General features: G+C 72.0%; 7 protein-coding genes. 3 read left to right on the top strand and 4 right to left on the bottom strand.

What is annotated here, in order from left to right; translation table 11 throughout:
* Positions 1-54 precede the first annotated feature (54 nt).
* A complete protein-coding gene (locus tag M3677_RS16330; protein WP_066654059.1) occupies positions 55-279 on the bottom strand; it encodes a hypothetical protein in 225 nt (74 codons plus the stop codon).
* Positions 280-456: 177 nt separating this feature from the next.
* On the opposite strand from M3677_RS16330, the gene M3677_RS16325 reads away from it, so the two are divergent.
* Complete coding sequence (locus M3677_RS16325; RefSeq protein WP_066654061.1) at positions 457-2,574, top strand: type IIA DNA topoisomerase subunit B; 2,118 nt, start codon at positions 457-459, stop codon at positions 2,572-2,574.
* Between the two features lie 550 nt (positions 2,575-3,124).
* On the opposite strand, the gene M3677_RS16320 is transcribed toward M3677_RS16325, so the two are convergent.
* Positions 3,125-5,611 (bottom strand): DNA topoisomerase (ATP-hydrolyzing) subunit A, encoded by a 2,487-nt coding sequence (locus M3677_RS16320; RefSeq protein ID WP_251161067.1) that lies wholly within the window; start codon positions 5,609-5,611, stop codon positions 3,125-3,127.
* 25 nt (positions 5,612-5,636) lie between these two features.
* Between M3677_RS16320 and M3677_RS16315 the strand changes: the two genes are divergently transcribed.
* Positions 5,637-6,803, top strand: a complete 1,167-nt coding sequence (locus M3677_RS16315) for an alkaline phosphatase family protein (RefSeq protein WP_251161066.1) — start codon at positions 5,637-5,639, stop codon at positions 6,801-6,803.
* 94 nt (positions 6,804-6,897) lie between these two features.
* Here M3677_RS16315 and sepH read toward each other — a convergent pair whose 3' ends face one another.
* Complete coding sequence (sepH, locus tag M3677_RS16310) at positions 6,898-7,902, bottom strand: septation protein SepH (protein ID WP_251161065.1); 1,005 nt, start codon at positions 7,900-7,902, stop codon at positions 6,898-6,900.
* A gap of 318 nt (positions 7,903-8,220) precedes the next feature.
* On the opposite strand from sepH, the gene M3677_RS16305 reads away from it, so the two are divergent.
* Positions 8,221-8,520: a DUF4193 domain-containing protein gene (locus tag M3677_RS16305; RefSeq protein WP_066658128.1), complete on the top strand. Its 300-nt coding sequence runs from the start codon at positions 8,221-8,223 to the stop codon at positions 8,518-8,520.
* A gap of 274 nt (positions 8,521-8,794) precedes the next feature.
* Here the strand turns inward: M3677_RS16305 and M3677_RS16300 are convergent, their stop codons facing one another.
* Entirely contained in the window at positions 8,795-9,226 is a 432-nt protein-coding gene (locus M3677_RS16300) for a DUF3093 domain-containing protein (protein WP_251154993.1), read from the bottom strand.
* Positions 9,227-9,256 lie beyond the last annotated feature (30 nt).

Genomic DNA, 9,256 nt, shown 5'->3' with positions numbered 1-9,256 from the left:
GGGTGGCGGGGGGCCTGGGGCCCCCGCGCCTCCCGTTCGTCCGTCTGGTGACGACTACTTCGACTCGTGGAGTCGGCTGCTCTCGTCGTGCCACTCGAGCGCGGTGGCTGCGAGCTTCTCCTTGAACTCGGCGCCGTGGTGGGCGCAGAAGTAGAGCTCGCCGCTGGCCATGGTGGCGCGGATGTACGCCTGCGCTCCGCAGCTGTCGCAGCGGTCAGCGGCGGTGAGCTGGTGGCTGCTGGCTTCGTCGATGGAGAGGTCCTGCACGGTCTGGGTCATTGCTGTGCTCCTCACGGATCGCAGGTGGTGCGGGTGGACCACCATTTGAACACGTGGTGGCTGGGAGCCGTGCATCCCGGACCGCCTGTTTCGCTGAGCGCGGAGCGGTTGTCCCCAGTCCGAGCCGCGCCGCTGTCCGGCGGTCTGGCTGTCGGTGCCCCTCGGTACCATCGGGATGTGAGCTCCGACTACTCTGCACGACACCTCTCCGTCCTCGAAGGGCTCGAGGCGGTTCGGAAGCGTCCGGGCATGTACATCGGCTCGACGGACTCGCGCGGGCTCATGCACTGCCTGTGGGAGATCATCGACAACTCCGTCGACGAAGCGCTCGCGGGTCACGGCGACGAGATCGGGGTCGTGCTGCACGCCGACGGCTCCGTCGAGGTCCGCGACACCGCCCGCGGCATCCCTGTGGACGTGGAACCGAAGACCGGCCTGACCGGGGTCGAGGTCGTGTTCACGAAGCTGCACGCCGGCGGCAAGTTCGGGTCCGGATCGTACGCGGCCTCCGGTGGCCTGCACGGCGTGGGTGCCTCGGTCGTGAACGCGCTGTCGGAGCGCCTCGACGTCGAGGTCGACCGCGGTGGCAAGACCTACGCGATGTCCTTCCACCGGGGTGAGCCCGGCACCTTCGCCGGTGACGGGCCGGATGCGCCCTTCACCCCGTTCACCTCGGGCAGTGAGCTCCGTGTCGTCGGCAAGGTGAAGAAGGGGGTCACCGGGTCCCGCATCCGGTACTGGGCGGACCGACAGATCTTCACCACGGACGCCCGTTTCAGCACGGGCGACCTGGTCAACCGCGCCCGCCAGACCGCCTTCCTGGTGCCCGGGCTCGGCATCACGATCACCGACGAACGGGCCGCGTCCATCGAGGCTGCCGCCCAGCGTGCCGAGGCGACCGGGACGACGGTCGCGCCCGGTCCGGTCATCGAGCGCTTCCGGTACGAGGGCGGCATCAGCGAGTTCGTCGAGCACCTGGCGGTCGACTCCGCGGTCACCGACGTCTGGCGCATCCAGGGCACCGGGACCTTCACGGAGACCGTTCCGATGCTCGACGACAAGGGGCACATGGTGTCCACCTCGGTCGAGCGGACCTGCGAGGTCGACATCGCGATGCGGTGGGGCAGCGGGTACGAGACCGTCGAGCGGAGCTTCGTCAACATCATCGCGACGCCGAAGGGCGGCACGCACCTGACCGGCTTCGAGTCGGGCGTCGTCAAGGCCGTGCGCACGCAGGTCGAGGCGAACGCCCGCAAGCTCAAGGTCGGGCAGGACAAGCTCGAGAAGGACGACGTGCTCGCAGGCCTCACCGCCGTGCTGACCGTCCGCCTGCCCGAGCCGCAGTTCGAGGGGCAGACGAAGGAGGTCCTCGGCACCCCCGCGGTCCGGAAGATCGTCGACCAGGTCGTGGCGAAGCAGCTCACCGACGTCCTCACCTCGACACAGCGCACCGAGAAGGCGCAGGCCGCGACCCTGCTCGAGAAGGTCGTCGCCGAGATGAAGACCCGCATCTCGGCGCGGGCGCACAAGGAGACGCAGCGGCGCAAGAACGCGCTGGAGAACTCCTCGTTGCCGACCAAGCTCGCCGACTGCCGCAAGCAGGACGCCGAGGGTACGGAGCTCTTCATCGTCGAGGGCGACTCCGCGCTCGGCACCGCCAAGCTCGCCCGCAACAGCGAGTACCAGGCGCTGCTGCCCATCCGCGGCAAGATCCTCAACGTGCAGAAGGCCTCGGTGTCGGACATGCTGTCCAACACGGAGTGCGCCTCGATCATCCAGGTCATCGGCGCCGGCTCCGGCCGCTCGTTCGAGATCGACCAGGCCCGCTACGGCAAGATCATCATCATGTCGGACGCCGACGTCGACGGTGCCCACATCCGCACGCTCCTGCTGACGCTGTTCTTCCGGTACATGCGACCGATGATCGAGCAGGGCCGGGTGTTCGCCGCCGTGCCGCCGCTGCACCGGGTCGTCGTGGTGAACCGCGGCAAGCCGAACGACACGCTCTACACCTACTCCGAGGCCGAGCTGCAGGCGGTGCTGAAGAAGCTCGCGAAGCAGGGCAAGAAGTACCAGGAGCCGATCCAGCGGTACAAGGGCCTGGGGGAGATGGACGCCGACCAGCTCGCCGAGACCACGATGGACCGGGCGCACCGCACGCTCCGTCGGGTGAACGTGACCGATGCCGAGAGCGCCGCGAAGGTGTTCGAGCTGCTGATGGGCAACGACGTCGCGCCGCGCAAGGAGTTCATCCTGGCCGGCGAGGGCCTCGACCGCGACCGCATCGACGCGTAGCGGCGGCGGCGCGGCGCCCGGCGGCGACGCGGAGCGCGGCGCCCGGCGGCGACGCGGAGCGCGGCGCCCGGCGGCGGCGACGCGGAGCGCGGCGCCCAGCGGCAGCGCGAAGTGGCGCTCAGCGGCGGCGCACGGCCGCAGCGCGAAGCGGCGCCTGGCGGCGGCGCACGGCCCGAGACTCGCGCTGGCCGACGGTTCTCGCCCTCTGCTGTCTGGCCGAGACACCGCCGGCCGGACGAGACGCCGTCGTCGTGCCGAGACGCCGCCGGATCCGGCGGCGTCTCGCGAACTCGGCCTCGTCTCGTGGATCCCACGGCGTCTCGCGGCGTCCCGGGCGTCTCGAGGGACCAGCTGGCGGACGGGAGGCGAGGCGATGACGGCCACCGCGCCTCCCGGCCGTCAGGTCGACCCTCCGGGCGCGTGACACGCCGCGTGCCGACGCTCAGGTCGCACGACACGTCGGCACCAGCGGCGCGGGACGGCAAGTCGTGCGACCAAGGCGGGAACACGGCGGCCGCACACTCGCGCGCAGCGGCGGGCGGGACCCCGCCTACGCCTCGCCCGCGGTACCGTCCAGGGCTGCTGCGCTGCCGCCGATCGAGCCGATCACGGCCTCGAGCGGCGCTCCCGACCCGTCGCGCTTCGACAGCCAGTCGGGCAGGGTCCGCGCGGCTCCGTCCGACCCGACGGCGTGCGGCGGCGCGATGCCGGCCCACGCCACGGTCAGACCGTCCTCGCCCTTGAGGAACGCGTGCGCCCGCACTCCCTGCGTCGCACGGCCCTTCGCGGGGAACTCCGAGAACGCCGAGACCTTCGCCCGTCCGGGGTCCGTGCCGGGCAGCGCCCCCGACGCCGTCGACACGGTGGCGACCACTGCGTCCTCGGACAGCGCCACGGACCCGAACCAGATCACCGATGCGCCGGAAGCCAGGGAGACCCCGGCGACGCCGCCCGCGGGCAGCCCCTGTGGTCGGACGCCCGAGGCCGGGAACCGCAGCAGCTGCGCGTTCGACGTGATGAACACGAGGTCGTCCGACTCCGGCGCCTGCGCGGCCCCGACGACGGTGTCCTTCGGCTTCAGCCCGATGGCGACGAACTCGTCCTTGTCCGGCCAGGCGCCGGTCGCGACGCGTTTCACGACGCCCTGCGCGGTGCCGATGGCGAGCGAGTCGCCCGCCCCTGCGGACAGGTCGACGAGTGCGACGACGGACTCGGTGCGAGCGATCCCGAGGTAGTCGGACACCCGCACGCCGGCGTCGAGCCGGACGGACGCCGGCGGCACCGCGGGGACGTCGACGGGGGAGAACCGCAGCACGCGGCCGGTCGAGGTCAGCGCACCGACCTGCCCACGGACCGTGGACACGACGGTCGAGCGGACCGCGTCGTGCTTCGACCGCTTCGGCACCCGCACGATCCCGAGGTCCGAGGAGGGGATGTCCACCCGCACGAGTCGACCGGTGGTCGAGAGCAGCACACGGCACGGAGCGTCGGCGATCTGCAGCGACTCGGGGTCGACCGCGGCCTTGCGGCCACCGCGCACCGGTGCATCGGCCTCGGTGAGCAGGGTGCGGCGCGGCGTGGCGAACCGGTCGGAGACCTCGGTCAGCTCGACCGCCACCTGGGCACGGAGGCGGGCGTCGGACGCCAGCAGTTCCTCGAGCGCGGCGATGTCGGCGAGGAGCTGGTCGCGCTCGCCCTCGAGCTCGAGGCGCGAGAACTTCGTCAGGCGCCGCAGTCGCAGCTCGAGGATGTACTCGGCCTGCACCTCGGACAGGTCGAAGACGTCCTGCAGCTTCGTCCGTGCAGCCTCGGAGTCGTCGGACGAGCGGATGACCTCGATGACCTCGTCGATGTCGAGGATCGCGATGAGCAGACCCTCGACGAGGTGCAGCCGTTCCTTCCGACGGGCGAGCCGGTACCGGGAGCGCCGGGTGACCACGTCGAGCCGGTGCTGCACGTAGACGTCGAGCAGTTCGCGCAGGCCGAGCGTGCGCGGTGATCCCTGCACGAGCGCGACGTTGTTGATGCCGAAGCCGTCCTCGAGCGGGGTGTGCTTGTAGAGCTGCTCGAGCACGGCCGTCGGGTTGAAGCCGGACTTGATGCCGATGACCAGCCGCAGCCCGTGGTTCCGGTCCGTCAGGTCGTTGACGTCGGAGATGCCGACGAGCTTCTTCGCCTGGACGCCGTCCTTGATCTTCTCGATCACGCGTTCGGGGCCGACCAGGTACGGCAGCTCCGTGACGACGAGGCCGACCTTGCGCGGCGTGAGGTTCTCGACGGACACCTTCGCCCGGGTGCGGAACGAGCCGCGGCCCGTCGCGTAGGCGTCGCGGACCCCGGAGAGCCCGACGATCGTGCCACCGGACGGCAGGTCCGGGCCCGGCACGAACTCCATCAGTTCCTCGAGGGTCGCCGTCGGGTTCAGGAGCAGGTGCTTCGCGGCCTCGACGACCTCGCCCAGGTTGTGCGGCGCCATGTTCGTCGCCATGCCGACCGCGATGCCCGAGGCGCCGTTGACGAGCAGGTTCGGGAACGCCGCCGGCAGCACGCCCGGCTGCATGATCTGGTTGTCGTAGTTCGGGACGAAGTCGACGACGTCCTCGCCCAGGCCCTCGGTCATCGCCATCGACGGCTCGGCCAGACGGGCCTCGGTGTACCGGGCGGCCGCGGGGCCGTCGTCGAGCGACCCGAAGTTGCCGTGCCCGTCGACCAGCGGCACACGCATCGTGAAGGGCTGCGCCAGGCGCACGAGGGCGTCGTAGATCGCGCCGTCGCCGTGCGGGTGCAGCTTGCCCATCACCTCGCCGGTGACGCGGGCGCTCTTCACGTGCCCACGGTCCGGACGGAGCCCCATCTCCGCCATCTGGTAGAGGATGCGTCGCTGCACCGGCTTGAGGCCGTCGCGCGCGTCCGGCAGGGCCCGCGAGTAGATGACGGAGTACGCGTACTCGAGGAACGAACCCTGCATCTCCTCGGAGACGTCGACGTCCTCGATGCGCTCACCGTCGGGCAGGCCGACTGCTTCCGTGCGTGCCATGGGACCTTTCTGGGAGGATCGTGGGGTGCCCCCCAGCGTACCGAGCGCCCCAGACACCACCGCGAACCTCGCCGACGTGCTGCCGAGTTGCCTCGTCGCGCTCGGTGCCGCCGACGACACGTGGTTGCGCACCACCGGCCGGGAGGCACGGATCACCCTCCGTCCCGCCCGCTCGGTCGTCGTCGTGCTGGTCGACGGCCTCGGATCGTCCGCCCTGTCGGCCCGCGCCGGGCACGCCCGCTGGCTCACCGCCGCCACCGGCGGCGGCACCCTCAAGCGCCTGCGCAGCGGGTTCCCGACGACGACCGCCGCGGCGCTCAGCACCCTGACGACCGGCCGCTCGCCCGGCACGCACGGCGTGGTCGGCTACAGCGGGTGGGAGCCCGAGGGCGAGCGGGTGGTCAACCTGCTGTCCGGCTGGGACTCCGAGGTGCCGACGGGCTGGCTGCTCGCCGACACCGTCTTCACCGAGGCCAGCGCGCTCGGCATCGAGCCCGTGGTGGTCGGTCCGGCCCGCTACGAGTCCTCGGGGATGACCGCGAACGTGCTCGGCGGTGCCCGGTACACCGCAGCCGACAGCATCGCGCAGCGGGTCGACGCCGCACTGGCGGCGACGGCGTCCGGCCGGTCGCTCGTCTACCTCTACGTGCCGGAGCTCGACTCGATCGGGCACAAGCACGGGTGGGAGTCCGACCGCTGGACCGCGGCGCTCGAGTCACTCGACGGCGAGCTCGCCCGGCTCGCGACCCGCGGCGCCGCCGACGTGGGCATCCTCGTGACGGCCGACCACGGCGTGCTCGACGTGCCGGCCGAGGCGAACATCGCGATGGACCCCGCGCTCCTCGTGGACGTCGTGGGGATCGCCGGGGACCCCCGCTGCCGACAGCTGGCCGTGCGCCCCGGCACCGACGTCCCGGCGCTGGTCGAGGCCTGGCGCACCCGCTACGGCAAGAAGGCGTACGTGGCCAGCCGCGACGAGGCCGTGGCCGCCGGGTGGTTCGGTGCCGTGGACGACCGCGTACTCCCGCGCATCGGGGACGTCGTCGTGGTCGCGAGGGGGTCGTGGGCCTTCAACGACGACCGCGACCTCGACCCGCGCAAGGAGCCGAAGCGGATGATCGGGCAGCACGGTGCCATGACGGACGACGAGGTCTTCGTGCCCCTGCGGCTGGCGGGCGCCTTCGCGGGCTGACCCGGGCGGGAACGCGAGCAGCCCCGCGACGCGACGAGCGTGGCGGGGCTGCACCGGGCCTCCAGGCCGGACGGACCGGACCGAGGAGGCTGGATCAGGCGGGGTCCTCCGGGCGGGTGCCGAAGACGATCTCGTCCCAGCTCGGCATCGACCGGCGGTTGCGCTTCTTGCGCTCGGAGCGGCCGTCGGTCTCGGGAGCCGATGCCGGACGGTCGTCACGCTCGGGGGCGGAGGCCGGCGAGTCCCAGCCCTGGAGGGGGACGTCCACGACGCTGATGGAGGTCCCGCGGGGCTCGTCCTGCTGTTCGGTGAAGGATGCCGCCTCGCGCTCACCGCGCCGACGGCGGAGTGCCTCGAGCAGGTCGGCGGTCTCGTTGCCGGGCGAGCGTTCCTCGACGGGCGCGGCTCCGATGCGGGGGAGCGGCGCACGGAGCGGACGCTCCTGGGCCTCGGGGGCCGGCGCGTCCTCGGTCTGCTCGACGCGGAAGGCACCGGAGTCGAAGCGCGTGCCGTCGGCGTCGTGGTGGTCGTTCTCCACCGCACGCAGGCGCGGAGCGATGCCCTCGTCGTCGGTGTCGGAGAGGCGGTGGGCGTCGCCGTTGTCGGGCGTGAGCGTCGACGTCTTGGGGTCGAAGGACCACTGCGCGTCGTGCTCGACCTCGGACGCGGTGTAGCGGACCCGGACCTGCCACCCCTGCTCGGCGTTCTTCCACGACGCCCACGCGACGCCGGTCGCGTCGCCGGCCTCGAGCTTGGCCTCGATGGCCTCGCCGAAGGTGTCGGGCGCCTCGGCGTCGGTCGGGGTGACCGGGACACGTCGTGCGGCGTCGAGGACGAAGGAACGCTCGGCGAGCACCGGACCCTCGAACCGCCGGACGTACTCGACGTCGACGTCGAGCGCCGCTGCGACGTCGGCCGCGTCGGCGCCACCACGGATGCGGGCCTGCACGTCCTTCGGCGACACGCGCTTCTGGGGGCCGGCGTCGGGGTTGGCCTGGCGGACCTGGCTCGTCAGCGACGCGGTGACCGGCAACCGGTACTCGGTGCCGCCGTCGGTCGCGAGCAGGAGTGCCCCGGACTCGACTCCGATGACTCTCACGTCTTGCATGGTTGCGCCTCCCGAGCGTTGCGTACGGTCGTGCTCGTACCCCAGGAGTATGCAGCGGTGCATCCCCGTTGCCGCGGAGGCGCACGGGCGTGCCGCGGACTCCCGCTCGCCCGCGGACGGTCCTCGTCTGCTGCCGGCCCCGCGCACCGTCCTCGTCCGCTCCCGGCCGCCGGGAATGTCCGACCACCACGGTGGGTTGCACGGCCTGACGATCCCGCACGGCGTTCGGTTTGCGCTCTCGCGGGTCGTGGTGCAAACTGTCGCCGCCGATCACCGGCGACGACCTCTCGACACGAGAAACGGATGGGCATGGCCACCGATTACGACGCCCCCAGGAAGACCGACGAATCCTCTGACTCGGAGTCGATCGAGGCCCTCAAGGAGCGCGTTCCCGACAAGATGTCGGGGGTCGTCGACGATGATTCGGACAACCCCGGCAGCTTCGAGCTCGCTGGACAGGACCTCAGCGACGTCGACCTCGACGTCGTCGTGCTGCCGCCGCAGGTGGACGAGTTCACCTGCGTCGAGTGCTTCCTCGTGAAGCACCGTTCGCAGCTCGACCACGAGTCGAAGCTCGGCCCCGTGTGCGCGGAGTGCGCGGCGCTCTGAGTCGCAGCTCCACCGGGACGGCCCGTCACCCTTCTTGGGTGGCGGGCCGTTCCGCGTTGCGGCGCAGGGCGGGCGCGGGCGTGCCTGGCGGGGGCGGGCGCACCTGGCGGAAGCGGGCGTACCTGGTCGGATCGGGCGTACCTGGGGGGATCGGGCGTACCTGGTCTTCCGGAACGACCAGGTGTGCCCGGAACCGCTTCCTCCTGCACCCGTTGCGGGAAGGAACGGGCGGGGCGGGGGCGGCGCGAGCCTCCCGGCCCGCGCGCCCGGAGCGTCAGGAACGCAGGGCGTCCACCACGGCCTGCGGGTTGCGCGCGCTGACCAGCCAGTAGGGCGTCGGGTCCGCCGGGTCCGTCACCTCGACGCGCACGACCCCGCGCACGTACCCGCGGAAGAGCGTCCACGCGCGGGCGTCGAGCGCCGGACCGCGCTGGGTCGTGGCCTCGGCGCCGGTGTGTGCGGTGACCTCGCCGACGAGCGTCCGCGGCAGGTGTGCACGGCCGGCGCGGAACTCGGTGTCGGTGACCTCGATCGTCGGGGCGAGCGCCCAGAGCAGCACGACCACGCCGAGGTACATGCCGATCGCCACGAGGACGCCGGCCAGGACGCTGATCGGCAGGAACACGAGCAGGCTCGCGGGGATGACGAGCGCCGTCGCCAGGTAGAGGGCGGGCGGGGCCCAGAGTCGTTCGCGGTACACGGTCACCCCTCCATCCCACCACGAGTCGCGGCAGGT

The sequence above is a fragment of the Curtobacterium sp. P97 genome (assembly GCF_023712445.1).
Lineage (GTDB): Bacteria > Actinomycetota > Actinomycetes > Actinomycetales > Microbacteriaceae > Curtobacterium.
Note: the sequence above shows the minus strand (reverse complement) of the source record. Positions and strands in the feature narration are given on the sequence as shown.